Source organism: Pseudomonas sp. NFACC16-2 (assembly GCF_900119205.1).
GTDB lineage: Bacteria > Pseudomonadota > Gammaproteobacteria > Pseudomonadales > Pseudomonadaceae > Aquipseudomonas > Aquipseudomonas fluorescens_Q.
The window spans coordinates 192,420-216,694 of sequence record NZ_FPIX01000002.1 but is presented as its reverse complement, the minus strand read 5'-3'; the positions used below and the strand labels follow the sequence as shown (position 1 = coordinate 216,694).

22 protein-coding genes are annotated in these 24,275 nt (G+C 63.2%); 18 read left to right on the top strand and 4 right to left on the bottom strand.

Annotated elements, in window-relative coordinates; translation table 11 throughout:
* Window positions 1–82: 82 nt before the first annotated feature.
* From cobJ to cobG, 4 genes are read right to left on the bottom strand one after another with little or no spacing between them, the layout of a single operon-like run.
* Complete coding sequence (gene cobJ, locus BT116_RS04080) at window positions 83–1,771, bottom strand: precorrin-3B C(17)-methyltransferase (RefSeq protein ID WP_072340248.1); 1,689 nt, start codon at window positions 1,769–1,771, stop codon at window positions 83–85.
* On the bottom strand, window positions 1,771–2,502 hold the full coding sequence (locus BT116_RS04075; protein WP_060739361.1) for a precorrin-2 C(20)-methyltransferase: 732 nt from the start codon (window positions 2,500–2,502) through the stop codon (window positions 1,771–1,773). Before BT116_RS04075 ends, cobJ begins: the two co-directional genes overlap by 1 nt.
* A complete protein-coding gene (locus tag BT116_RS04070; protein ID WP_072340246.1) occupies window positions 2,502–3,128 on the bottom strand; it encodes a precorrin-8X methylmutase in 627 nt (208 codons plus the stop codon). The genes BT116_RS04075 and BT116_RS04070 overlap by 1 nt, the downstream gene beginning before the upstream one ends.
* Entirely contained in the window at window positions 3,121–4,440 is a 1,320-nt protein-coding gene (cobG, locus tag BT116_RS04065) for a precorrin-3B synthase (protein WP_072340244.1), read from the bottom strand. The genes BT116_RS04070 and cobG overlap by 8 nt, the downstream gene beginning before the upstream one ends.
* A gap of 287 nt (window positions 4,441–4,727) precedes the next feature.
* Between cobG and BT116_RS04060 the strand changes: the two genes are divergently transcribed.
* The 18 genes from BT116_RS04060 to urtE all read left to right on the top strand — a co-directional run bounded on the left by BT116_RS04060 (window position 4,728) and on the right by urtE (window position 24,249).
* Entirely contained in the window at window positions 4,728–5,633 is a 906-nt protein-coding gene (locus BT116_RS04060; protein ID WP_072340242.1) for a zeta toxin family protein, read from the top strand.
* Window positions 5,634–5,790: 157 nt separating this feature from the next.
* Window positions 5,791–7,002, top strand: coding sequence for a precorrin-6y C5,15-methyltransferase (decarboxylating) subunit CbiE (gene cbiE, locus BT116_RS04055; RefSeq protein ID WP_072340240.1), 1,212 nt, complete (start codon window positions 5,791–5,793; stop codon window positions 7,000–7,002).
* The gene (locus tag BT116_RS04050; RefSeq protein WP_072340238.1) at window positions 6,995–8,092 is read left to right on the top strand and encodes a cobalt-precorrin-5B (C(1))-methyltransferase; all 1,098 of its coding nucleotides are present in this window, start codon (window positions 6,995–6,997) and stop codon (window positions 8,090–8,092) included. The genes cbiE and BT116_RS04050 overlap by 8 nt, the downstream gene beginning before the upstream one ends.
* A complete protein-coding gene (locus BT116_RS04045) occupies window positions 8,089–8,811 on the top strand; it encodes a cobalt-precorrin-6A reductase (protein WP_072340236.1) in 723 nt (240 codons plus the stop codon). Before BT116_RS04050 ends, BT116_RS04045 begins: the two co-directional genes overlap by 4 nt.
* Window positions 8,812–9,309: 498 nt before the next feature.
* On the top strand, window positions 9,310–9,585 hold the full coding sequence (locus BT116_RS31345; RefSeq protein ID WP_256572554.1) for a helix-turn-helix domain-containing transcriptional regulator: 276 nt from the start codon (window positions 9,310–9,312) through the stop codon (window positions 9,583–9,585).
* 284 nt (window positions 9,586–9,869) lie between these two features.
* Complete coding sequence (locus BT116_RS04035; RefSeq protein ID WP_072340234.1) at window positions 9,870–10,268, top strand: DUF2946 domain-containing protein; 399 nt, start codon at window positions 9,870–9,872, stop codon at window positions 10,266–10,268.
* 47 nt (window positions 10,269–10,315) lie between these two features.
* A complete protein-coding gene (locus BT116_RS04030; protein ID WP_072340232.1) occupies window positions 10,316–10,795 on the top strand; it encodes a copper chaperone PCu(A)C in 480 nt (159 codons plus the stop codon).
* Window positions 10,796–10,834: 39 nt separating this feature from the next.
* A complete protein-coding gene (locus BT116_RS04025; protein ID WP_170845931.1) occupies window positions 10,835–11,251 on the top strand; it encodes a DUF2946 domain-containing protein in 417 nt (138 codons plus the stop codon).
* Between the two features lie 245 nt (window positions 11,252–11,496).
* Window positions 11,497–13,623: a TonB-dependent copper receptor gene (locus tag BT116_RS04020; RefSeq protein ID WP_072340230.1), complete on the top strand. Its 2,127-nt coding sequence runs from the start codon at window positions 11,497–11,499 to the stop codon at window positions 13,621–13,623.
* Window positions 13,624–13,907: 284 nt separating this feature from the next.
* Entirely contained in the window at window positions 13,908–15,287 is a 1,380-nt protein-coding gene (locus BT116_RS04015) for a PepSY-associated TM helix domain-containing protein (RefSeq protein ID WP_072340228.1), read from the top strand.
* 200 nt (window positions 15,288–15,487) lie between these two features.
* On the top strand, window positions 15,488–16,276 hold the full coding sequence (locus tag BT116_RS04010) for an ABC transporter ATP-binding protein (protein ID WP_072340226.1): 789 nt from the start codon (window positions 15,488–15,490) through the stop codon (window positions 16,274–16,276).
* The gene (locus BT116_RS04005; protein ID WP_072340224.1) at window positions 16,273–17,220 is read left to right on the top strand and encodes an ABC transporter substrate-binding protein; all 948 of its coding nucleotides are present in this window, start codon (window positions 16,273–16,275) and stop codon (window positions 17,218–17,220) included. The genes BT116_RS04010 and BT116_RS04005 overlap by 4 nt, the downstream gene beginning before the upstream one ends.
* Entirely contained in the window at window positions 17,217–18,227 is a 1,011-nt protein-coding gene (locus tag BT116_RS04000; protein ID WP_072340222.1) for a FecCD family ABC transporter permease, read from the top strand. The genes BT116_RS04005 and BT116_RS04000 overlap by 4 nt, the downstream gene beginning before the upstream one ends.
* A 381-nt stretch (window positions 18,228–18,608) precedes the next feature.
* Window positions 18,609–19,874 (top strand): urea ABC transporter substrate-binding protein, encoded by a 1,266-nt coding sequence (urtA, locus tag BT116_RS03995; protein WP_063323138.1) that lies wholly within the window; start codon window positions 18,609–18,611, stop codon window positions 19,872–19,874.
* 157 nt (window positions 19,875–20,031) lie between these two features.
* A complete protein-coding gene (gene urtB / locus BT116_RS03990) occupies window positions 20,032–21,534 on the top strand; it encodes an urea ABC transporter permease subunit UrtB (protein ID WP_072340220.1) in 1,503 nt (500 codons plus the stop codon).
* Window positions 21,534–22,613, top strand: coding sequence for an urea ABC transporter permease subunit UrtC (gene urtC / locus BT116_RS03985; RefSeq protein ID WP_072340218.1), 1,080 nt, complete (start codon window positions 21,534–21,536; stop codon window positions 22,611–22,613). The genes urtB and urtC overlap by 1 nt, the downstream gene beginning before the upstream one ends.
* The gene (gene urtD, locus BT116_RS03980; protein WP_072340216.1) at window positions 22,610–23,479 is read left to right on the top strand and encodes an urea ABC transporter ATP-binding protein UrtD; all 870 of its coding nucleotides are present in this window, start codon (window positions 22,610–22,612) and stop codon (window positions 23,477–23,479) included. Before urtC ends, urtD begins: the two co-directional genes overlap by 4 nt.
* A 71-nt stretch (window positions 23,480–23,550) precedes the next feature.
* Window positions 23,551–24,249 carry an urea ABC transporter ATP-binding subunit UrtE gene (urtE, locus tag BT116_RS03975; RefSeq protein ID WP_063323142.1) on the top strand — a complete coding sequence of 233 codons (699 nt, stop codon included), beginning with the start codon at window positions 23,551–23,553 and terminating at the stop codon, window positions 24,247–24,249.
* Window positions 24,250–24,275: the final 26 nt, after the last annotated feature.

Genomic DNA, 24,275 nt, shown 5'->3' with positions numbered 1-24,275 from the left:
GATACAGGCACGCAGACCGATACCCGGATGCAGTCAGGGAGGGAATCAGGAAGCGGTGGCCCAGGCAGGCCACCGGAGTTCATCAGAGCGGTTTACTGCCGTACCAGCGCGGTGTGTACACCCAGTCGCCGCCTTCGGCACGAGGGAAGACACAGGTCGTGGAAGAACCGATCAGCACCATGGTGCGCATGTCCACCTGATCCGGGGTCAACTGCCCCAGCGTCGTGACGCGCAGTGTCTGGCCCGGGCGTCCGATGTCGCGTCCCAACACCACCGGCGTCTGCGCGGTACGATGGTGCGCGACGATTTCCAGCGCCCGCCCTAATTGCCAGGGTCGAGAGCGCGAGATCGGGTTGTAGAACGCCAGGGCCAGATCCGCCTCGGCGGCCAGGTCCAGGCGTTTCTCGATGATCGACCAGGGCTTGAGGTTGTCCGACAGCGACATCACGCAAAAGTCATGGCCCAGCGGCGCCCCAGCCTGGGCGGCGGTGGCCAGGGAGGCCGAGACGCCGGGAAGGATTTGCAGGTCGACGGCGTGCCATTGGGCATCCGTCGATTCGTGCAACGCTTCGAGCACGGCGGCGGCCATGGCGAACACGCCCGGGTCACCGGATGACACCACCACCACGGAGCGGCCCTGGGCCGCCAGTTCGAAGGCATGGCGGGCGCGCTGCATTTCTTCGCGGTTGTCGGTGCAGTGCTGCACCTGATCGCCCCGGAACGGCCCGGCCATACGCACGTAGGTTTCGTAGCCCAGCACATCGGTGGCGCGGTCGAGTTCGGCGCGTACCGCCGGCACCATCAGCTCGGCAGCGCCGGGGCCAAGACCGATCACCGCCAGGCGCCCGCGCAGGCGACCGACCTGTCGAGGGTCGAGGGGCTGCTCGGTCACAGCGACGGCATGCGCGCCCAACGTGCGAATTGACCTGGGTTGGACGAGGGCTTCGTTCAGCCATTGGCCGACGTCACCAACGACCGGCGCGAAACGCAGCGGCACGTTCAAGGCCGATGCGGCTTCATGCAACTCTGCCCGGGCCATGTCGCTGTCCGCCGCCAACAGGCATGCCAGCGACTGCACGGCGAGGCCGGCTTCACGCAGAGTCTCGCCAATGGCCGGCGTCGCCCCCGCGCTGATCGCCACGACGACATTGCGCGGATAAATACGCAGCTCATCCGCCGCAGGCGTGCCCGCGGCGCTGTCGATGCGGATCGCCAACCGGGCCTGTTCATCCTCGGGCAACTGCGCCTGGTCCAGCCACGGCGCGGCCCCCTCGATGCGTACCGATTCGCCAGCGAGCAGATCGGAGACGAAACGCTTGCCCTGCTCCAGATCGCCAAGGCTGTAGCCGCTCGGCGGATTGAGCAGGCAAGTACCAAACCGCAATTCACCGCTGGTGGTGATCGCCGGCGCGACGTGCAGCGTCTGCGCAATCTCGCGGGCCATGACATTGACCCCGCCCAGGCCGCCCAACAGCGGCACCACGGCACTGCCGTCCTCGGCCACCGCCAGCACCGGCGGCTCGGCGCCTTTCTCCAGTAATAGCGGCGCCAGGGTACGGATGACAATACCCGCCGCGCACAAGGCAATGATCGGTGTGTCCTGTTGGTAGAGTTCACGCATCGTCGCGCCAAACTCAAGGTATTGCCGATCACCCTCGACCCGTCCGGCCAGGCCATGGATCAGGGCGTCGGGGTAACGCTGCTGAATCCGTCGGGCGGTTGCCAGGCTGCCGGGGCCGAGGATGACAATGGCCGGCGTCTTGGCGGCCATCAACCCTGCCACCGTTCGCCCGGCACGATGATCAACGAGAAGTACGGCGAAGACATCGGCTCGACTTCATCCAACGGCACGATTTTCTGGTTGGCCATGGTCGCTCGCTCGACGTACAGCGCTCGCCCGTCCATGCCCAGTTCCTGAAGCACCTGGCGAACCTTGGGGAAATTGCGCCCCAACTTCATGATCACCGCCGCGTCGGCGTCGGCCAGGCGGCGCTTGAGATCGTCGTGGGGCAAGACACCGGAGAGCACCGACAGGCTCTGGTTGCGATAGACCAGCGGCGCGCCGAGCACCGAAGCGCCGCCGAGCATCGAGCAGACGCCGGGAATGACTTGGGCCTCATAGCGCTCGGCCAGGCGATCATGCAGGTACATGTAGGAGCCGTAGAAGAACGGGTCGCCCTCACAGATCACCGCCACGTCGCGACCGGCATCCAGGTGCACGGCCAGCTGCTCGGCGGCGGTGTCGTAGAAATCGGCGATCACCTGTTCATAGGACAGCGGCGCAGGCAGCACCTCGGTGGTGACCGGGTAGACCAATGGCAGCAATGTCTGCGCGTCCTGCAAATGGGCCTCGATGATGCCGAAGGCGTTGCCCTTCTTGCCCTTGGCCACGAAGTACGCCACCACGGGCGATTCGCGCAGCAGGCGCAGGGCCTTGACCGTAATCAGTTCCGGGTCACCGGGGCCCACGCCAAGGCCGATCAGACGTCCAGGCTGCTGCATCATTCAATCTCCGTGGCGAGGGCATTGACGGCCGCGGCGGCCATGGCGCTGCCGCCGAGACGGCCTTGCATGATCACGAACGGCACACCACGGCTGTCGGCCGCCAGCATCGCCTTGGACTCGGCGGCACCGACGAAGCCCACCGGAAAGCCGAGGATCAATGCCGGTTTCGGTGCGCCGGCATCGAGCATTTCCAGCAGATAGAACAGCGCGGTCGGTGCGTTGCCGATAACCACGACGCTGCCTTCCAGGTGCGGGCGCCACAACTCCAGCGCCGCCGCCGAACGGGTGTTGCCCAGCTCCAGGGCCAAGGCCGGCACGGCCTCGTCGCGCAAGGTGCAGATCACCGGATTGTTGGCTGGCAGGCGAGCCCGGGTCACGCCTTCGGAGACCATCCGCGCATCGCACAGGATCGGCGCACCGGCGGCCAGCGCCTGGCGCCCGGCCGTGCCTGCGCCCTCGGAAAACTGCAAGCCATCGATGGCCTCGACCATGCCGCAGGCATGGATCACCCGCACCGCGAGTTTTTCCAGGTCGGCCGGAATGCGCGCCAGGTTGGCTTCGGCGCGGATGATCGCGAAGGAGTTGCGATAGATCTCCTGACCGTCGCGGATGTAATCAAGCATCAAGGGGGCTCCGGGAGCGAGCGTCGAGCCAGTGGCCGAGCGCTTCAATAGTTAGATTGTGTGCCTGCAACGCGCCGAAACCCGGCAGCGTGACATCGCGAAAATACAGGTCATAACGACCGGGGGCGACCGCCAGCAAGGTGGCAGGCGCGACATGGGCTGCCGCGCAGGAACGCGGGCAGCCCGACAGATGGACCTTCAGGGCGTGGCCCTGGCGTTGCAGCAGCTCGGCCAGTTGGCGGGCATCGGCCTTGGTGTCGGCCAGGGCTTTACCGCAGCCACTGGAGCCGGTGCAGGCGTTGAGTTGTGCCAGGGGCTGATCGAGCGAGCACAACAGGCCCAATCCTTCGAGCCGCGCGAGCACTTCGTCGGCGTCCTCGCAGCGCACGTTGGGCAGCAGCAGGCTCTGCCAAGGGGTGAAACGAAGGCTTTCGTCGCCCTTCTCCCGCGCCAATTGCGCGGCCCCCCGCAGCATGACCGCATCGAGCCGCCCCAGGGGCGCCGCCGCGCCGACGTAGACACGGTCGTCGTGCTGGGGATGAACGCCGATGTGCAGTCCGTCGACGGACGCATCCCGCTGCCAATCCAGGCACGCTTGGAGGGGCACACGACGGGCCAGCCGGGTCATGAACTCATCCACAGAGACTTCAGCCAGCAAGTGGCGCATGCGGATCTGGTCCGGGCGGGCCAGGTCGAGGAACAGTTCCAGCACCGCCACCACCAAGGCATGCCCCTGGGTCAGGGGCACCTTGCCCGCCGGTTTATCCAGCGGGGTGCCGGCCAAGCCGAAGGCCAGCCAGGGCTCGCCGTTACGGACAAGGGCCGAGAGCCACAAGTCGTGGTGATGTTCGAGCATCGCCAGCGCTTCCCCACCGTCCAGTTGCACGGCGAACTTGGCCGACAGCTGATGGAAACGCTCATGAGTTTGCAGGGTGAAAAGGAACTGCGCGGCCAATGGGCGGGTGTCGAAGCGCATCTGCCGGTCGATCCCGGCCGAGGGGCTGAGCATCAGGTTGCGCACGTCATCGCCAGCCGGGGTTCGGGGCCCAAGCCCGGCGGCCAGCAATTGTTCGATCAGCGCGCCGTGCTCAGGATCGATGCCGCGGATTTGCAGGTTGCCGCGGTTGGTCGCCTCGATTACGCCAGCGGCGAACCGCTCGGCCGCGGCCGCCACGGCGTCGGCCTGGTCCGCCCGGATGGAACCGCCATCGAGCTTGATCCGGCAGATCCCACCGTCCAACGCCTGGACGACACGCAACAAACCCGGACAACCCGAGGGGCGTATGACGTTGGTTGATGGGCGTTCGTTCAAGGAGTAACCGGTACGTAGGACACGCCGCAACGGCGAAGGACCGCCATTATGCCTGCTTTGTTGGGGGGCATGAAAAGCTCGCCGGTCGAATTCAGGACTGTGCGCTCACAGGGGCACTGTGGCAGGCGTAAGCGCGTGAGTTTTCGCTTTCTTTTTCGTAAGAATTTTTACTTTAAAAAACAGCTACATACCTTGAAATCATGGCTCATTTGAAAAAATCAGGAAATACCGATTTATTCAAAGAGCAGTCAATCACGCCACCGCATCTTCGATAAGGACATCAAGATATGCCACCAGCCTCGACTTACCCTTACACCCCAGAGCAGGTCACGAACGCCTTCACTGAAATCACCGCAACGTTATTCAATGGCATCAAGGCCGAGACCGTTCCCAAAATGCTGATCACCGCGGGATCTCAAGGCTCGGGTAAAACCTATCTGCTGGAAAACACACTCCTGCCCTCCGGACGCTACGGCAACTACGTGCGCCTGTACCTGCCCGAGTACCGGGAAAAACACCCTCAATATGCAGAGATGATCAAACGCGGTGTCCTGCACGCCTATGAGCATACCGAGGCATTTGTTCGGGAAGTCAGTTCGAAAATCTTCGAGCAGGCATTCAAACGCAAATACAACATCATCATGGAATGTGCGTTCGACAGCATCGATTTCGCTGCCTTTCCACCCATGGCGACGGCAGCCGGCTATCAGTTCGAAACCCATATCATCGCGTGCAAGAAAGGCTTTGCTCATCTGTCGGGCATCAAACGCGCACTCAAAAGCCTGGAAAAACAGGAAATGGAGAGGTTTGTCTCGCTATCGGCACTCAATGCCAGCCTGGGTAACGCTCAGGCGACCATCCTGGCTTTCGAGGCGGCGGCCAAGGCGATCAGCGGCTCGCAGATTTTCTTGTACGAGCGCGGGTTCGGTCCATTGAAAGATCGGATCCTGCGTGTTCAAAGCACCTATACCAAAGACTCGGACGGGACCGTGGTCATCACTGGACCAAAGATAGTCTATGCCAGTGCCTTTGAAACCATCATCAACAACCGCCTCCATCTCATAGGCGATCGCGAAGAAATGGTAAAGGAATGCCACCTGGCGCTGCTCAAGACCCAAGCCCACGCTGGACACGTGCCTGACTCTGTCTACAACGATCTGTATGCCTATATCCTCAGGTACGTAGCTCGGTAGCGGTCTGCCTGGGCCCGTGATTTCAAATGCTCCAGCGCCATCGCGAACAGGTTCGCTCCACAGGTTCACGCCTAAATTGAAGGGGCGCGGTATGATGGCGGCCCGGTTCGTGGGTACACCAGCCCGTCGATAAAACACATCCATTCGAGGAATACAGATGAGCCCCTGGCTGACCGTAGTGGGCATCGGCGAAGACGGCTTCAAGGGCCTGGGCCGGACGGCCCGCCATGCCTTGCTGGGGGCGTCACGCATTGTCGGCAGCGACCGGCAATTGGCGCTGTTGCCGGTGTGCATCCGGGGTGAACGGGAATTGTGGCCCAGCCCGTTTTCCCTGGAGCCGCTGCTGGCGCGACGGGGCGAGTCGGTGTGTGTGCTGGCCAGCGGCGATCCGATGTTCTATGGCGTGGGCGCGAGCCTGGCGAAACAGCTACCTGGCGACCAGATGCTGGTGATACCGGCGCCATCCTCCTGTTCACTGGCGGCGGCGCGCCTGGGCTGGCCGTTGCAGGAGGTGGTCACGCTGTCGCTGGTGGCGCGTCCCCTGGCGGCACTCAGCGCTCATTTATCCACAGGCGTCAGGCTGTTGCTGCTGAGCAATGACCGTCACAGCCCTGCCGCCGTGGCGACGTTGCTGCGCGAGCGGGGGTTTGGCCCGAGCGTCATGACCGTGCTGGAACATTTGGGCGGTGCGGCAGAACGACGGATCGACGGTTGCGCCGCGCAATGGTCCGATGACACCGTCGCCGACCTGAACCTGATCGCTATCGAATGCCGGGCCGAACCTTCAACGTTACGCCTGTCTCGTCTGGCCGGTTTGCCGGATAGCGCGTTCGAACATGACGGCCAGTTGACCAAACGCGACGTGCGCGCCATCACCCTCGCCCGTCTTGCGCCAACCCCTGGCGAGCTGCTCTGGGATGTCGGCGCCGGCAGCGGCTCCATCGGCATCGAATGGATGCGCACCCACCCCAGTTGCCGAGCCCTGGCCATCGAAGCCGACGAAGGTCGCCAGGCCTTGATCGAACGTAACCGCGACAGCCTCGGCGTGCCCGGCCTGCAACTGGTTCGCGGGAAAGCCCCGCAGGCACTGGAAGGCCTGGAGCGACCGGACGCGGTGTTCATCGGCGGCGGTGTCACCCGTGAAGGTGTGCTTGAGGCTTGCTGGGCCCAACTCAAGCCCGGCGGCCGGCTCGTCGCCAACGCCGTGACTCTGCAAAGCGAAACGACCCTGATGCACTGGCGCGAACGTCACGGCGGTGAACTGACCCGCATCCACATCGCCCAGGCCCAGCCCTTGGGCGAGTTCGACACCTGGCGCCAGGCCTTGCCGATTACCTTGCTGGACCTGACGAAGCCTCTCGATGCGTGACGAAACCGCCGAACAACCCGCCCCCTTGCGCAGCGGCCTGACCACCGGCAGTTGCGCCACGGCCACGAGCCTGGCGGCCGCTCGACTGCTACTGCGCGGCACCGAAGCCGATGCCGTGGAAATCGTACTGCCCAAGGGCAAGCACGTGCAGATGCGCCTGGAGTTCTGCCGGCTGACCGAACAAGGTGCCGAAGCCGGGACGATCAAAGACGCGGGCGACGACCCGGACGTGACCCACGGCGCCCTGTTGTTTTCCCAGGTGCGCTTGATCGCCGAGCCCGGTGTACGTTTCGTCGCTGGTCGTGGCGTCGGTACGGTGACGCGCCCCGGCCTGGTGCTGGAGGTCGGTGAGCCGGCGATCAACCCGGTGCCGCGCAAGATGATCAACGATCACCTGGCCCGTCTGGCGCAAGACAGCGGATATGCTGGCGGCTTCGAGGTCACGGTCAATGTCGAGGGCGGCGAAGCCCTGGCGTTGAAAACCATGAATCCGCGCCTGGGTATTCTGGGCGGCCTGTCGATCCTCGGCACCAGCGGCATCGTCCGGCCGTTCTCCTGCGCGGCCTACATTGCCTCGATCCACCAAGGTATCGACGTGGCAAAAACCAACGGCTATCTGCACATCGCCGCCTGCACCGGCAACGCCAGCGAAGACACCATGCGTCGGGTCTACAACCTGCCGGAAATCGCCCTGATCGAAATGGGCGACTTCGTCGGTGCCGTGCTCAAGCATGTACGCAAGGTCCCGGTGGAAAAACTCAGCCTGTGCGGCGGCTTTGGCAAAATCAGCAAACTCGCCGCCGGCCACATGGACTTGCACAGCCGTCACTCGAGCATCGACCTGCCACAACTGGCCGAGTGGGCCGCCGCCATCGGTGCCGATGAGGCATTGCAGCAAGGCATCCGCGCGGCCAACACCAGCCAGCAAGCCCTGGCCATGGCCAGCGCCGCCGGCATCGCCCTCGGCGACGCGGTGTGCGAACACGCGTTGGCCTTCGCTCGCAGTGTGGTGCCGGCCCAGGTCCAGGTCGAAGTCTTCGCCATCGATCGCCAGGGCGGGATCGTTGGCCACGCTGGAGACTTTCAATGAAACGCATCCTGCTGCTGGGCGGCGTCACCGAAGCCCTGGCCATCGCCCGCACCCTCGGCCCCCAACACATCTACAGCCTGGCGGGCATCGGTCGCGTTCCCACGGACCTGACCTGCCAGGTGCGCGTCGGCGGCTACGGCGGCGCCGAAGGCCTGGCGCAATTCATTCGCGAGCAAGGCATCGACCTGCTGCTGGACGCCACCCACCCCTACGCCGCACAAATCAGCCACAACGCCGCCCACGCCGCCCGCGCCTGCGCCATCCCCTGCTGGGCCCTGCGCCGCCCGGCCTGGCAACCCCAGGCCGGGGATGACTGGCGCGAAGTGGCCGATTGGGCCGAACTGATCCAAGCCCTGAAACCCTTCCGCCGCCCGCTGTTCACCCTCGGCCGCGAACCACTGCAACACCTGCACGAAATTCCGCCAGAGCAATTCTGGACCCTGCGCGCCCTGGACATTTATCCCGGCAATGAACGCTGCGAAGTCATCGGCGCCCGCGGGCCGTTCCACATCGAAGGCGAGCGCGAGCTGTTCGAGCGTCGGCGGATCGATGTGTTGGTCAGCAAGAACAGCGGCAGCACGGCGACTGAGCCGAAGCTGGAGGTGGCGCGGGAGCGGGGGGTGCCGGTGTTGATTTTGCAGCGGCCGGTGTTGGCGGAGGTGGATCGGGAGTTTGGGACCGTGGATGAGGTATTGCAGGGCTTGCGACATCTGGTCTGACAGTCTTTTTCGCTGCAACGCTGAAAGCCTACATATCCCTACAGCCCTGTCCCGTAGGAACTACGACAGCAGGCTACATCGTTTTGCGCCGCAGCCTACAACTGCGCCAGAATCCGCCGGCTTGTGCGCCTTGGAGGCCGTCGGTAACTTGATCCCCGTCACCGCCCTTCAGTGATCGGGTTTCGTCGCCCGGTGGTTTTCAGCAGGTTCACAAGCTTCGTCCAGTCAGGTATCCACTCCTGCACTAGATGGTGGTTGTGCGCAGGGCGCCTTCGGGCGCGCCGGTAATGCTGGACTCCCCGGTCGATTAACCTGCGTACAGCCGCCGCCCGTGGCGAGGGGATTTATCCCCGTTGGGCTGCATAGCAGCCCCTGAACGACAGCACGGGGTTAGGCTGATGCTGCGAGGTGCCGGCTTTTGGGACTGCTTCGCAGCCCAGCGGGGATAAATCCCCTCGCCACAAAAACTACGCACGCCATTAGATTCAGGGTAAAGAAATGGTCCTTACACGAAGCTATAAACATACGATTGTGGAACGAACCAAACGTGACCCTGAGTTCGCCAAAATTCTGCGGGATGAAGCCGCTACGCGCTTCGATGCTGCTACCTACATCAAAACGCCTGAGGAAATAGAGGCCTATCTAGACGCTTGTCTCGAAGAGGATGCGGGTGACGGTGTATTGGTTCAAGCAGCCCTTAATGATATCGCCCGGGCAAAAGATGTAACTCGGATTGACCACGATACAGATTGGAAACGACCGGATATCGACTGATCAACAACATCCCCCGTGGCGAGGGAGCTTGCTCCCGCTGGGCTGCGCAGCAGCCCCAAAAAGGATCGCCGCCATTCTCCTGACACACCTCGCAACTTGATATTCAGGGCCGCTTCGCGCCCCAGCGGGAGCAAGCTCCCTCGCCACGAAAGCATCCACTTACAAAAACTGTTGCTACTGTTAGTGCAAACCCTGCGACCCTATACCGCATGCGCCTTTTTTACTTCTCAACCCCGATCAGGCTAAATACCGCCACTTGATCACCCAACCGAGCGGATTCGCCCATGTCCCGACAACGGCTTGCATTTGCCTGGATCGCCTGCTTCGCAGTGCTGTTCAACATGCTTGCCATGCCGCTTTCCAACAGCGGTGGCGCGGCTGCCAATTCGCCAGCCGAGCAACTGCTGTGGGGCAGCTTCTGCTCGTCCAGCGGCACGAAAATGGTCGCGGTGTCCCTGGGCAAGCTCGAACAGGGCACGCCGCAGAAGGACACTCACTCGACGATGCAGCATTGCTGGTGCTGCGCCGGCTCCGCGTCGCTGGTGGCACTCACCGGCCATGCTCCGCAGTTGTATCTGGATGCTCGGCCCAACCATCGCGGCATTGCCCATTCGAAGCTCGACAGCCCCACGCCACGCCAGCAATGGCCCAGCCTCAACCCCCGCGCCTCGCCTCTGGCCTGATTCTTTCCGCACAAGACTGCGCCTCGAATCGTTCTGGAGAATCACCCATGTTGAACAGACTTATCCTGCTGGCTGCCCTGCTGCTTCCCGTCGGCTTTGCCCAAGCGCACCAATACAAGGTGGGCGAGCTTGAGATCGCCCATCCGTGGTCCCAGGAGTTGCCGCCCAACGCACCGACCGTGGCCGCGTATTTCGTGATTCACAACGGCGGCACGACCGCCGACAAGCTGCTCAGCGTCGACTCGCCGATTGCTGGCAAGGCCGAGCTCCATGAACATGTGATGCAAAACGACCTGATGAAAATGCAACCGGTGCCCGTCGTGGATATCGCCCCCGGTGCGACCGTCACCTTCGCGCCGATGGCGTATCACGTGATGCTGCTGGACCTGAAGGACCGTAGCCTGCTCAGCGATGGCAAGCGCTTTGCCATGACCCTGCATTTCGAAAAAGCCGGGGATGTCACGGTCGACGTTGCGGTGCAGAAAAAAGCCCCCGACGGCAGCAAAACCCAAATGCACATGCACTGATAGCCCCTGCCCATGGGTCTTCCTCGCAACAGGTCCCCCATGCCCCGCCGCCAGCCCTTGAGCCTGGCACGCGGCAGTTGGCTCAGCCTGTTCGCCATGTTGATGATCTTTATCGGTCCACTGATTTCTCAGTCGATGCCGATGGATCAGCGCATGCCTGTGAGCATGAACATGTCGATGGACATGAGCATGGACATGCCGGCGGGAGCCCACGCCGAACATGAGGCATCAGCCGACGAACACCGCCCGCCCCAGAGCGAACACCACGCACTGTGGGAAAAGTGCGGCTATTGCAGCCTGCTGTTCAATTGCCCCGCGCTGCCTGGCGGTCACACGTTCGCGGTCTTCGACACACCCCACACCAACACCTACACCAGTCCTTCCCCACGCCTGGGCCATGCCCGGCCCGCGTTTTTCCCGGGTGCCCGTACCCGCGCACCGCCCCTCGACGCGTAACCCCCGACACTTACCCAACCCGGTCGCACAAGACAGCGTCAGTGGCATGTGTAGCTAGTTGTGTTAGTCAACTTCGGGCGCCAGAAGCCCATATCCTGCGTTGCTGTTCCTCGCCATAGCGGGCTATGACTCGTCACAGCGCCTTGGCTATGGACTTCTGGCATCCGAATTTGAGCTAACAAACTAGCCACACATGCCACTAGGCTGCCCGACCGTGTCGTCTACGTCTGTTCGATGGAATCATCATGTCCAGGTTTTCTGCTGGCACCGCTTTGGGCACTGCCCAGGTTCGCTGCCCCCTGAACGAACCACGGGTTCGTTTACGCCAAACCATTGCCGCACTGTGCGGCCTGCTGCTCACGCCTCTCGCGCTGGCCGACGAGCACGAGCATCACGACCATCAGGTCGAAGAACTGAGCCCGACGGTCATCACCGCCATCGCCCCCAGTTCACCCCTGACGGTCGTCACCAACCCCAAGGACCCGCGTCAACCAGTGCCGGCCAGTGACGGCGGCGACTACCTCAAGACCATCCCCGGCTTCGCCCAGGTGCGCAACGGCGGCACCAATGGCGACCCGGTGTTGCGCGGCATGTTCGGCTCGCGGCTGAACATCCTCACCAACGGCAGCATGCTGTTGGGTGCTTGCCCTGGCCGGATGGACGCGCCGACGTCCTATATATCGCCGGAAACCTACGACAAGCTCACCGTCATCAAAGGCCCGCAGACCGTGCTCTGGGGCCCCGGCGCATCGGCCGGGACCGTGCTGTTCGAGCGCGAGCCGGAACAGTTCGGCGAATTGGGCGCCCGGGTCAACGCCAGTGTGCTGGCCGGCTCCAACGGCCGTTTCGACAAAGTGGTGGATGCCGCCGCCGGTGGGCCGCTGGGGTATGTACGAGTGATCGGCAACACCGCCCACTCGGACGATTACCGCGACGGCAACAACGACAGCGTGCCGTCACGCTACGACAAGTGGAACGGCGACGTGACCCTCGGCTGGACCCCGGACGCCGACACCTTGCTGGAATTGACGGCCGGCAAGGGCGACGGTGAAGCGCGCTACGCCGGGCGTGGCATGGACGGCTCGCAGTTCAAGCGTGAAAGCCTCGGGCTGCGTTTCGAGCGCTCGAACATCGGCGAGGTGCTGGACAAGGTCGAGGCCCAGGTCTACTACAACTACGCCGACCATGTGATGGACAACTACACCCTGCGCACGCCATCCGGCACCGGGATGATGGCCGGGCCCATGGCCTCCAACGTCGACCGCCGCACCCTCGGCGCCCGCATCAAGGCCACCTGGCGCTGGGCCGATGTGCAGTTGATCAGCGGCCTGGACGCCCAGACCAATGAGCATCGCCAACGCAGCAGCATGGGTGTGGATACCTACAAGGACCTGCCGTACACCAAGGACGCCGACTTCCACAATTACGGAGTATTCGGCGAGCTGACCTGGTACGCCGCCGACCGCGACAGGGTGATCACCGGCGCCCGACTCGACCGTGCCTCGGCCAAGGACTACCGCCAGAGCCTCGGTTCCGGTATGTCGGCCCGCCCCAATCCCACCGCCGATGACACCCGTGCCGACACGCTGCCCAGCGGTTTCGTCCGCTACGAACACGACCTGGACGACAGCCCCACTACCCTCTATGCAGGCGTGGGTCACGCACAACGCTTCCCGGACTACTGGGAGCTGTTCTCGGCGAACGTCGGCCCCAGCGGCTCGCTGAATGCCTTCGACGCGATCAAGCCGGAGAAAACCACCCAGCTCGACTTCGGCCTGCAGTACAAGACCGAAACCCTCGAAGCCTGGGCGTCGGGTTATGTCGGGCAGGTACGCGACTACATCCTGTTCGACTACACCCCCGGGATGATGGGCACCACCTCACGGGCCGAGAACATCGATGCGCGGATCATGGGCGGTGAATTGGGTGCGGCCTACAAGCTGAGCGAGCGCTGGAAAGCCGATGCGACCCTGGCTTATGCCTGGGGCAAGAACAGCAGCGACGGTAGCGCCCTGGCGCAGATGCCGCCGCTGGACGCACGCCTGGGCCTGACCTACAGCGAAGATCGCTGGAGCGCCGGCGCCCTGTGGCGTGTGGTGGCAGCGCAGCACCGGGTCGACGAGAACAAAGGCAACGTGGTCGGCAAAGACTACGGCAAGAGTTCGGGCTTCGGCGTGTTCTCACTCAACGGCGCCTACCGCATCAACAAGCACTGGAAGGTCAGCAGCGGCGTCGACAACCTGTTCGGCAAAGCCTACGCCGAGCACTTGAACCTGGCCGGCAACGCCGGGTTCGGCTACCCGGCGAGCGACCCGCAAGCCATCAACGAACCGGGGCGCACGCTCTGGACCAAGGTGGACATGAGTTTCTAACACCATCACACGAAAAACTTTATGACCAGTCAGTCAAGCAATCAGCGGCCGAGCAAATAATCTGTGGCGAGGGGATTTATCCCCGCTGGGTTGCGAAGCAACCTTCAGCCTGACAACTCGGCTTACCAGATGAGATGAGTTGTCAGTGTGGGGCTGCTACGCAGCCCAGCGGGAATAAATCCCCTCGCCACAGGGACCGGGTTCGACGCCACTTACTGACTAAAGGCCAAAAGCTCAATCGCAAAAAACATAACGATCACATTTGCCCTGCGGAGCGCTTTCTGATGAGCCAACCGAAACCCAATTTCTACAACCTGGCCTGGCGCTGGCATTTCTATGCCGGGCTGTTCGTGGCGCCGTTCATGGTGATGCTGGCACTGACCGGCATCATTTATCTGTTCAAGCCACAGCTCGATCCCCTGATGTACGGCAGCCTGCTGAATGTACCGGCCGGGCATCACACCCTGGCGGCGGACGACTTGCTCAAGCAGGTCCACCAGGCCTACCCCCAAGGCCAGGTCAAACAGTACCTGCCACCGGCCAATGCCGAGCGCAGCGCGCAATTCGTGGTGATCGACCAGGGCCGGGAACTGAACGTGTTCATCGACCCGTACCATGGTGATGTCCTCGGCGAGCAGGATGCGAAGAACAACCTGCAAGCCATGGCCCGGGCCATCCACGGCGAGCTGCTGATCGGCACCGTCGGTGACCGTCTGGTGGAAATGGCCGCCGGTTGGGGCGTGGTGCTAGTGGTCTCCGGGCTGTACCTGTGGTGGCCCCGTGGGCAATCGTCAGCCGGTGTGCTGTGGCCGCGCTGGAGCGCCCGCGGTCGGCTGTTCTGGCGTGACCTGCACGTGGTCGTCGGTTTCTGGGGCGCAGCCTTGCTGCTGGTGATGCTGCTCAGCGGCATGACCTGGACCGGTTTCTGGGGCAAGCAATACGCCAACCTCTGGAACCGCTTCCCGGCGGCGATGTGGAATGACGTGCCCAAGTCCGACGTGGAGGCAGGCAGTCTCAACAACGCCCACCGCCAGACCGTACCCTGGGCCGTGGAAAACACGCCGATGCCAATGTCCGGCGACCATGCCGAACACATGGGCCACGGCGGCATGCACGACGGCCCCGCCGCCCCGACCGTCAGCCTGCAAGCGGTGCAGGACATCGCCACCGCACGCCAGGTCACGCCCGGCTACAGCATCACCCTGCCGACCACGTCCACCGGCGTGTTCACCGTCGCCGTGTTTGCCGACGACCCGCGCAACGATGCCACCCTGCACGTGGACCAATACACCGGCAAGGTCCTGGCCGATGTGCGCTGGGAGCATTACAGCGTCGTGGCTCGCGCCACCGAAACCGGGGTGATGCTGCACGAAGGCAAAATGTTCGGCCCGCTGAACCAGATCATCGTGCTGCTGATTTGCCTGATGATCCTGCTCAGCGCCGTGAGTGGCCTGGTGATCTGGTGGAAGCGCCGGCCAGAGGGCAAGTTCGGCGTACCGCCGCTGCGTCACGACTTGCCGACGTGGAAGACCGGGGTGTTCATCATGCTGGCCCTGGCGGTGGTGTTTCCGTTGGTGGGCGCTTCGCTGGTGGTGGTGTGGTTGCTGGATCGGCTCGTCACCCGTTTCAATCAGCAGCCTGAGGTGGCTTCATCTTCAAATTGAAGAGCGCGCGTTAACGGAAGACGGCGCGAAACCTCTACAATCGCGCCCGCCTTTCAAACGGTGAACACCATCCCTTGTGGGAACGAGCTTGCTCGCGATTGCAGTCGGTCAGTCACATCTCTATCGGCTGACACACCGCTATCGCGAGCAAGCTCGCTCCCACAGGGCCTATGTGTCGATCCAATAACTTGAGTAAATGCATGACCTCCCTGTCCCTCACCCACCTCGCCTGGACACCCCTGGGCCATGGCCATTGTCATCACCAGTTCCAACTGCGTGACGTGACGTTGCAGGTGGCGGCCGGGGAGTTCGTCGGGTTGATCGGCCCCAACGGCAGTGGCAAGACCAGCCTGTTGCGCTGCGCCTATCGCTTCAGCCGGCCGGAACAGGGCGAGGTGAAGCTTGCCCATCACAACGTCTGGCAACAGTCCTCGCGCTGGAGCGCCCAACGCATCGCCGTGGTCCTGCAAGAGTTTCCCGACGCCTTCGGCCTGACGGTGGAAGAAGTGGTCGCCATGGGCCGCACACCGCATAAAGGCCTGTTCGACGGCGACAATCACGAGGATCGACGGCTTGTGCGCCAAGCCCTGGCATCGGCAGGCCTTGAAGGCTTTGGCGATCATGCATTCGCGACCCTCTCGGGTGGTGAGAAGCAACGGGTGATCCTCGCCCGGGCCCTGGCCCAGCAACCGCAGTTGTTGATCCTCGATGAACCGACCAACCACCTCGATCCCCACTATCAATTGCAATTGCTGCAACTGATCAAGGGCCTGGGCATCGGCACCCTTGCCAGCCTTCACGACCTGAACCTCGCCGCCGCCTTCTGCGACCGCCTGTACGTGATCGAACACGGGCGCATTGTCGCCAGCGGCACGCCCAGGGACGTCCTGACCGTCGAGCTGTTGCGCGAGGTGTTCGGCATCGAAGCGCTGGTGGATGAACACCCGCTGTCCGGCTACCCACGAATCACCTGGATAACCCAACCATGACCTTGCGTTCCCTGCTGTTGCTGCCCCTGCTGCTGGGCAGCGCCCATGCCTTGGCCGAAGCCACCCACTATCCGTTGACGATCCAGAGCTGCAACCGCCAGGTGGTGTTCAACGAGGCACCTCGGCACGCTGTCAGCCATGACATCAACATGACCCAGATGATGCTCGCCCTGGGCCTCAAGCCGCGCATGGTCGGCTACAGCGGCATCAGTGGCTGGAAATCGGTGACGCCCGAGATGGCGAAGATCCTTGATGGCCTGCCGGAACTGGCCGCCAAGTACCCGTCGGTGGAAACCCTGCTCGATGCCAACGTGGATTTCTTCTTCGCCGGTTGGGACTACGGCATGCGCGTGGGCGGCGACCTGACGCCGCAGACCCTGCAACCGCTGGGCATCAATGTCTACGAACTGACCGAATCCTGCGCGTTCGTGATGAAGCGTCCAGCGGCCTCACTGGAGGATACCTACAACGACCTGCGCAACCTCGGGAAGATCTTCGACGTGCAGGATCGTGCCAACGCACTGATCGTCCAGATGCAGGCCCAAGTGGCGCAAGTGCGCAAGCACCTGCCGCCCGGTCAACCCCGCGTATTCCTCTACGACAGCGGCGAAGACCGCGCCATGACCTCCGGCCGTCTTGGCATGCCCCAGGCGCTGATCGACGCGGCCGGCGGACGCAATATTCTCGATGACCTGGAAACCAGCTGGACGCGGGTGAACTGGGAGAACGTAGTGGAGCGCAACCCCGAGGTGATCGTGATCGTCGACTACGGTGAAGTCAGCGCCGAGCAGAAGCAACAATTCCTGCTGAACAACCCGGCCCTGCAATCGGTGGCGGCGATCAAGCATCGGCGCTTCATCGTGATCCCCTACGTCCAGGCCACGCCGGGCATCGATAACGTGCTGGCGGTGCAAACCCTGGCGCAGGGTTTTCACGGCCAATGAACGGTCGTCGCTACGGCGCCCTGCTGATGTTCCTCGGTGCACTGCTGCTGGTGTCGTGCGTGGTGTCCCTGGGCTTCGGGCCGGCGCGGGTGCCGGTGGCCGTGGTCTGGGACATCCTGTTGAACAAGGCCTTCGGTGTCGGCAGCGCCTATTGGTCGCCTGGCCAGGAACACATCGTGTGGCTGATCCGCGTGCCGCGCCTGCTGCTCGGTGCCCTGGTGGGCGCCGGGCTGGCGTTGATCGGTGCGGTGCTGCAAGCAGTCACGCGCAACCCGTTGGCGGACCCGCACCTGCTGGGCGTCACCTCTGGCGCGACGCTAGGGGCGGTCATCGTGGTGCTGCATGTCGGCGAGATTGTCGGCCTGCTGACCCTGCCGCTGGCGGCGTTCATCGGTGCGCTGCTGAGCATGCTGTTGGTGCTGACCATCGCTGCCCGCCAGGGTCGTCTGGAAAGTGATCGCCTGTTGTTGTGCGGCGTGGCGGTGTCCTTCGTGATGATGGCGGCGGCCAACCTATTGTTGTTCCTCGGTGACCATCGCGCCAGTTCGGCGGTGATGTTCTGGATGCTCGGCGGCCTGGGCCTGGCCCGTTGGGAGCTGCTGGCGGTGCCGGCGGTGAGCGTATTGCTGGGGCTGGTGTTGCTGCTGGGCATGGCCCGTCCGCTGAACGCGCTGATGGCCGGCGAACAGACCGCCGTGACCCTGGGCCTGAACGCGGCGAAGGTGCGCTTGTGGATCTTCCTGATCGCCTCGCTGATGACCGGTGTGCTGGTGTCCATCAGCGGTTCGATTGGTTTTGTCGGGCTGATGGTGCCGCACATTGCCCGGCGCCTGGTGGGTGCAGAGCATCGTCGGTTGCTGCCGGTTTGTGTGCTGCTGGGCAGCCTGTTCCTGGTGTGGGTGGATGTGGCCGCCCGGACCTTGATCGCGCCGGAGGACTTGCCTATTGGTGTGGCGACAGCCGCCATCGGCGGGTTGTTCTTCATCGGCCTGATGCGCCGCCGCTGATATTTATTAACCACCGACTCACCCTGTGGCGAGGGGATTTATCCCCGCTGGGCTGCGAAGCAGCCCCAAGAGCAGAGAATGCAGTTCACAAGACAGACAGCGATGTCAGGTTTTTGGGGCTGCTGCGCAGCCCAACGGGGATAAATCCCCTCGCCACAGAGGACCTGCTCCCAGAGGGCACTCCAACCCCGCGCTCCAATGTGGCGCATCCCTCGCACCAAACCCCATGACGCGATCGCTCATGGTGCACCAGGCTTTTCCCTCCCCCCACCAACTCCCTGTTTCCGGGCCTTTTTTCCGACCGGGCACACCCCTTGCAAAAGCGCTTTCAGCGTTTGCATCTGCCCTCAAAAAAATTCATAAGTCCACGGAGATCGCACAATGAAGCGTCGTAGCTTGATCAAGGCTTTTACACTCTCGGCAAGCATTGCCGCGATGGGCATGGCCTGGACCGTCCAGGCCGCCGAGACCATCAAGGTCGGCATCCTGCATTCGCTGTCCGGCACCATGGCGATCTCCGAGACGTCCCTCAAGGACATGGCGCTGATGACCATTGATGAGATCAACGCCAAGGGCGGTGTGAACGGCAAGAAGCTTGAAGCGGTGGTCGTGGACCCAGCGTCGAATTGGCCGCTGTTCGCCGAAAAAGGTCGGCAGTTGCTGACCCAGGACAAAGTCGCGGTGGTGTTCGGCTGCTGGACGTCGGTGTCGCGTAAATCCGTGCTACCGGTGTTCGAAGAGCTCAATGGGCTGCTGTTCTACCCCGTGCAGTACGAAGGTGAAGAGATGTCGCCAAACGTGTTCTACACCGGCGCGGCGCCGAACCAGCAGGCGATTCCGGCGGTGGAATACCTGATGAGCGAAGAAGGCGGCAGCGCCAAGCGCTACTTCCTGCTGGGCACCGACTACGTCTACCCGCGCACCACCAACAAGATCCTGCGCTCGTTCCTGCACTCCAAAGGCGTGGCAGACAAAGACATCGAAGAGGTCTACACCCCGTTCGGCCACAGCGACTACCAGACCATCGTGGCCAACATCAAAAAGTTCTCGGCCGGCGGCAAGACTGCGGTCATCTCCACGGTCAACGGCGACTCCAACGTGCCGTTCTATAAAGAACTGGCGAACCAGGGCCTGAAAGCCACCGACGTGCCGGTCGTGGCGTTCTCGGTGGGCGAGGAAGAACTGCGCGGCATCGACACCAAGCCACTGGTAGGCAACCTGGCGGCGTGGAACTACTTCGAGTCCGTGGATAACCCGGCGAACAAGAAATTCGTCGAGTCCTGGAAAGCCTACGCCAAGGCCAAGAACCTGCCAGGCGCCGACAAAGCGGTGACCAACGACCCGATGGAAGCCACCTACGTCGGCATTCACATGTGGGCGCAAGCCGTGGAAAAAGCCAAGTCCACCGACGTTGATAAAGTCCGCGAAGCCCTGGCCGGCCAGACCTTCGCCGCACCGTCGGGCTACACCCTGACCATGGACAAGACCAACCATCACCTGCACAAGCCAGTGATGATCGGCGAGATCCAGGCCGACGGTCAGTTCAACGTGGTCTGGCAGACCGAAGGTCCGATCCGCGCCCAACCGTGGAGCCCCTTCATCGCCGGCAACGACAAGAAGCCTGACTATGCGGTGAAGAGCAACTGAGCCCATGGGTGTCGGCCCAATCCCCGGGCCGACACACAACCCCTGTGGGAGCGAGCTTGCTCGCGATAGTGGTGGATCAGCCAGAAGAACAGTGACTGACACACCGCTATCGCGAGCAAGCTCGCTCCCACAAAAAGCACTGCGCAAGGCCTAGCATATGCCCACCGCCCTCTACCGCCTTATCCTCGCCCTGGTGCTGCTGTTGCCACTGGAGGCCCACGCCGGTGACGCCGAAGACTTCGTCGCCGCCAACCCGACCCAGCAAGCCAAGCTCCTGGAAACCTGGGCCGCGCAGCCGGAGCCTGAGCGCGTCGAACTGATCAATGCCCTGCAACAGGGCCAGTTGACCGTCGACGGCCAACCCAAGACCCTGCGTCTGAACAACCGCTTGCGCGGGCTGATCGAAACCGCCCTCGCCAGCCATCAACTGCTCGCCGTCGATGCCCGCGTACGCCTGGGCGCCGCGCAGCAACTGCAAAAAAACGCGCGCCCGGCGCAACTGGCGTTTCTCGATCGGCAACTGGCCGGCGAGCAGGACGAAGATGTGCATGCCGCCCTGAGCCTGGCCCTGGCGAACCTGCAACTGGTGGATACCAACCCGAACGTGCGCCTGGCCGCCGTCCGCCTGCTGGGGGAAACCGGCGATCCGCTGGCCCGTACACGCCTGGAAGGTTTGCTTGAGCCCGGCGTTGAAACCGATGCCAACGTGCGCACCGCCGCCGAAACCAGCCTCGCCCAAGTCAAACGCAAACTCCTGGTGGGCGAGCTGCTGGGCCAGGCCTTCAGCGGCATGTCCCTGGGTTCGATCCTGCTGCTCGCCGCCCTCGGCCTGGCCATCACGTTTGGCTTGCTGGGGGTGATCAACATGGCCCACGGCGAAATGCTCATGCTCGGCGCCTATTCCACGTATGTGGTGCAGATACTGTTCCAGCGCTTCGCCCCGAACGCCATCGAGTTCTACCCGCTGATCGCCCTGCCGGTGGCCTTCTTCATTACCGCCGCCATCGGCATGGCCCTGGAACGCACGGTGATTCGCCACCTCTATGGGCGCCCGCTGGAAACCCTGCTCGCCACCTGGGGCATCAGCCTGATGCTGATCCAACTGGTGCGCCTGGTGTTCGGCGCGCAGAACGTCGAAGTCGCCAACCCAGCCTGGCTCTCAGGCGGGATTCAGGTATTGCCGAACCTGGTGCTCCCATACAACCGCATCGTGATCATTGCCTTCGCACTGTTCGTGGTGGTGCTGACCTGGCTGCTGCTGAACAAGACCCGCCTGGGCCTGAACGTGCGCGCGGTGACCCAGAACCGCAACATGGCCGCCTGCTGCGGTGTGCCCACCGGGCGGGTGGACATGCTCGCCTTCGGCCTCGGCTCGGGCATCGCCGGGTTGGGTGGCGTGGCCCTGAGCCAGATCGGCAACGTCGGCCCGGACCTGGGCCAGAGCTACATCATCGACTCGTTCCTGGTGGTGGTGCTCGGTGGCGTCGGCCAGTTGGCCGGTAGCGTGTTCGCCGCGTTCGGCCTGGGCATCGCCAACAAGATCCTCGAACCGCAGATCGGCGCCGTGCTTGGCAAGATCCTGATCCTCGCGCTGATCATTCTGTTCATCCAGAAGCGTCCGCAAGGCCTCTTCGCGCTCAAAGGACGGGTAATCGACTGATGAACCAGCCCCTGATGCTCACGGCCACGCAAAAGGCTGGCCCCAAACTCACCCTCGCCGTCGGCGCGCTGATCCTGGCGGTGCTGCTGAGCCTGCCGCTGCTGTCGCTGTTGGCGGCGGACCATCCACTGCACGTTTCAGCCTATACCTTGACCCTGGTGGGCAAGATCCTCTGCTACGCCATCGTCGCCCTGGCGTTGGACCTGGTCTGGGGCTACGCCGGCTTGCTCTCCCTGGGTCACGGCCTGTTCTTCGCCCTGGGCGGCTACGCCATGGGCATGTACCTGATGCGCCAGGCCGCCGGTGATGGCTTGCCGGCGTTCATGACGTTCCTGTCGTGGACCGAATTGCCCTGGTACTGGGCCGGCACCGACAGTTTTCTCTGGGCCCTGTGCCTGGTGGTGCTCGCGCCGGGGCTGCTGGCGCTGGTGTTCGGCTTCTTCGCCTTCCGTTCGCGGATCAAGGGCGTGTATTTCTCGATCATGACCCAGGCCCTGACCTTCGCCGGGATGCTCCTTTTTTTCCGCAACGAAACCGGGTTCGGCGGCAACAACGGCTTCACCAATTTCCGTTCGATCCTGGGCTTTGGCATCACCGAGCCGGGCACCCGGGCGGTGCTGTTTTTCGCCACGGTGTTGCTGCTGGTGGCGAGCCTGTTCATCGGCTGGCGCTTGGCTCGCAGCAAGTTCGGTCGGGTGTTGACGGCCCTGCGCGATGCGGAGAACCGCCTGATGTTCTGCGGCTACGATCCCCGTGGCTTCAAGCTGTTCGTCTGGGTGTTGAGTGCAGTGCTGTGTGGCCTGGCCGGGGCCTTGTACGTGCCGCAGGTGGGCATCATCAACCCCAGCGAAATGTCGCCGACCAACTCCATCGAAGCCGCCGTGTGGGTCGCCCTTGGCGGGCGCGGCACGCTGATCGGACCGCTACTGGGTGCCGGCGTAGTCAATGGCATGAAGAGCTGGTTCACCGTGGCGTTTCCTGAGTACTGGCTGTTCTTCCTCGGTGCGCTGTTCATCGTCGTGACCCTGTACTTGCCCAAGGGCGTGATCGGGCTGCTGAAGAAACGAGGTGAACAATGAGAATCACAGCGAGTGCCGAATTCATGCTCGAACCTGCTTTCTTTCCGCCGGAACCCAACCAGGACGCCGGCAGCAGCCGCGACGCCATCGGCCTCGGCCAGGCGGCAGGCGTTGGCCTGAATACCCGCCACGGCACCATCCTGACCCTGGAAGACATCAGCGTCAGCTTCGATGGTTTCAAGGCCTTGAACGCTTTGAACCTGTACATCGGCGTCGGCGAATTGCGCTGCATCATCGGCCCCAACGGCGCGGGCAAGACCACGTTGATGGACGTGATCACCGGCAAGACCCGCCCCAGCCATGGCAAGGCCTGGTTCGGCGAAACCCTGGACCTGACCAGCATGAGCGAAGTGGCGATCGCCCAGGCCGGCATCGGGCGCAAGTTCCAGAAACCCACGGTATTCGAAGCGTTGAGCGTGTTCGAAAACCTCGAGCTGGCGCTCAAGACCGACAAATCGGTGTGGGCCAGCCTGCGGGCAAAACTCACTGGCGAGCAGCACGATCGCATCAGCGAAGTGCTCGAGACCATCCGCCTCACCCTCTCGGTCAACCGCACCGCCGGGTTACTGTCCCATGGGCAAAAGCAATTCCTGGAGATTGGCATGCTGCTGGTGCAAGACCCGCAATTGCTGCTGCTCGACGAACCGGTGGCGGGCATGACCGACGCCGAGACAGAGTTCACCGCCGAGCTGTTCAAGTCCCTGGCGGGCAAGCATTCACTGATGGTGGTGGAGCACGACATGGGCTTCGTCGGCGCGATTGCCGACCACGTCACCGTGCTGCACCAGGGCAGCGTGCTGGCCGAAGGGTCGCTGGAACAGGTGCAGGACAATGAGCGGGTGATCGAGGTGTACCTCGGTCGCTAGGGCGACAAATGCTGTTCCCTGTGGGAGCGAGCAAGCTCGCTCCCACAGGGAACTTGAGGAGAATCTGGAAGATGCTGCAAGTCGACAAGCTGCACCAGTACTACGGCGGTAGCCACATCCTGCGGGGCCTGTCGTTCGACGTGAAGGTCGGCGAAGTGACCTGCCTGCTGGGTCGCAACGGCGTGGGCAAGACCACCCTGCTCAAATGCCTGATGGGCCTGTTGCCGGCCAAGGAAGGTGCGGTGAATTGGGAAGGCAAAGCCATCACCACGTTCAAGCCACACCAACGGGTGCATGCCGGCATCGCCTACGTGCCCCAGGGTCGGGAGATTTTCGGGCGGCTGACGGTGGAAGAAAACCTGCTGATGGGCCTGTCGCGGTTTCCCGGCTCCGAGGCCAAGGAGGTGCCGGCGTTTATCTACGAATTGTTCCCGGTGCTGCTGCAGATGAAGCAACGCCGAGGCGGTGACTTGTCCGGCGGCCAGCAACAGCAACTCGCCATCGGCCGGGCCCTGGCCAGCCGTCCGCGCCTGCTGATTCTCGACGAGCCCACCGAAGGCATCCAGCCGTCGGTGATCAAGGAGATCGGCGCGGTCATCAAGAAATTGGCGGCCCGGGGCGACATGGCGATTCTGCTGGTGGAGCAGTTCTACGACTTCGCCGCCGAACTGGCCGATCAATACCTGGTGATGTCCCGGGGCGAGATCGTGCAGCAAGGGCGTGGAGAAAATATGGAAGCCGAGGGTGTGCGCGGCCTGGTTACGATCTAGTCTGTAGCGTCCTGACGATAATCAGA

Excerpts from the sequence above, each read along its gene's own strand:
- cobJ (WP_072340248.1), bottom strand. The coding sequence starts at position 1,771 with ATGGCCGCCAAGACGCCGGCCATTGTCATCCTCGGCCCCGGCAGCCTG.
- BT116_RS04075 (WP_060739361.1), bottom strand. The coding sequence starts at position 2,502 with ATGCAGCAGCCTGGACGTCTGATCGGCCTTGGCGTGGGCCCCGGTGAC.
- BT116_RS04070 (WP_072340246.1), bottom strand. The coding sequence starts at position 3,128 with ATGCTTGATTACATCCGCGACGGTCAGGAGATCTATCGCAACTCCTTC.
- BT116_RS04060 (WP_072340242.1), top strand. The coding sequence starts at position 4,728 with ATGCCACCAGCCTCGACTTACCCTTACACCCCAGAGCAGGTCACGAAC.
- cbiE (WP_072340240.1), top strand. The coding sequence starts at position 5,791 with ATGAGCCCCTGGCTGACCGTAGTGGGCATCGGCGAAGACGGCTTCAAG.
- BT116_RS04050 (WP_072340238.1), top strand. The coding sequence starts at position 6,995 with ATGCGTGACGAAACCGCCGAACAACCCGCCCCCTTGCGCAGCGGCCTG.
- BT116_RS04045 (WP_072340236.1), top strand. The coding sequence starts at position 8,089 with ATGAAACGCATCCTGCTGCTGGGCGGCGTCACCGAAGCCCTGGCCATC.
- BT116_RS31345 (WP_256572554.1), top strand. The coding sequence starts at position 9,310 with ATGGTCCTTACACGAAGCTATAAACATACGATTGTGGAACGAACCAAA.
- BT116_RS04035 (WP_072340234.1), top strand. The coding sequence starts at position 9,870 with ATGTCCCGACAACGGCTTGCATTTGCCTGGATCGCCTGCTTCGCAGTG.
- BT116_RS04030 (WP_072340232.1), top strand. The coding sequence starts at position 10,316 with ATGTTGAACAGACTTATCCTGCTGGCTGCCCTGCTGCTTCCCGTCGGC.
- BT116_RS04025 (WP_170845931.1), top strand. The coding sequence starts at position 10,835 with ATGCCCCGCCGCCAGCCCTTGAGCCTGGCACGCGGCAGTTGGCTCAGC.
- BT116_RS04020 (WP_072340230.1), top strand. The coding sequence starts at position 11,497 with ATGTCCAGGTTTTCTGCTGGCACCGCTTTGGGCACTGCCCAGGTTCGC.
- BT116_RS04015 (WP_072340228.1), top strand. The coding sequence starts at position 13,908 with ATGAGCCAACCGAAACCCAATTTCTACAACCTGGCCTGGCGCTGGCAT.
- BT116_RS04010 (WP_072340226.1), top strand. The coding sequence starts at position 15,488 with ATGACCTCCCTGTCCCTCACCCACCTCGCCTGGACACCCCTGGGCCAT.
- BT116_RS04005 (WP_072340224.1), top strand. The coding sequence starts at position 16,273 with ATGACCTTGCGTTCCCTGCTGTTGCTGCCCCTGCTGCTGGGCAGCGCC.
- BT116_RS04000 (WP_072340222.1), top strand. The coding sequence starts at position 17,217 with ATGAACGGTCGTCGCTACGGCGCCCTGCTGATGTTCCTCGGTGCACTG.
- urtA (WP_063323138.1), top strand. The coding sequence starts at position 18,609 with ATGAAGCGTCGTAGCTTGATCAAGGCTTTTACACTCTCGGCAAGCATT.
- urtB (WP_072340220.1), top strand. The coding sequence starts at position 20,032 with ATGCCCACCGCCCTCTACCGCCTTATCCTCGCCCTGGTGCTGCTGTTG.
- urtC (WP_072340218.1), top strand. The coding sequence starts at position 21,534 with ATGAACCAGCCCCTGATGCTCACGGCCACGCAAAAGGCTGGCCCCAAA.
- urtD (WP_072340216.1), top strand. The coding sequence starts at position 22,610 with ATGAGAATCACAGCGAGTGCCGAATTCATGCTCGAACCTGCTTTCTTT.
- urtE (WP_063323142.1), top strand. The coding sequence starts at position 23,551 with ATGCTGCAAGTCGACAAGCTGCACCAGTACTACGGCGGTAGCCACATC.